This is a genomic window from Peribacillus sp. SIMBA_075 (genome assembly GCF_046534585.1).
Genome location: NZ_JAWRYN010000899.1, coordinates 1 through 261 on the forward strand (window position 1 = coordinate 1; position 261 = coordinate 261).

Sequence of the window (261 nt, forward strand, 5' to 3'; positions counted from 1 at the left end):
CTACATCTTCGTGTACAGGTAATATATCATATTCATTTTGAATTGTCTTTATTTTACTTATATTTTCTGACAATAAAATGTTTGCCGGCATGGCGCGCTCATCTCCGAAATCTATAAATGTGAAGCAAGTGGCGATATTTTCCAATGCTTTTAAAATGGATAAATAGTCCTTTCCTTTAATCAAGCCCATCACGATATGAATTTTTCTATTTGGGTAATTTTCCTGTATGGTCTCCACAAGCGCCTTGATGCTTGCTTCGT

The 261-nt window shown here is 35.2% G+C and carries 1 pseudogene; it reads right to left on the bottom strand.

Annotated elements, in window-relative coordinates:
* A pseudogene (locus SB775_RS30850) lies at positions 1 to 261 on the bottom strand (bifunctional folylpolyglutamate synthase/dihydrofolate synthase); the annotation flags it as partial.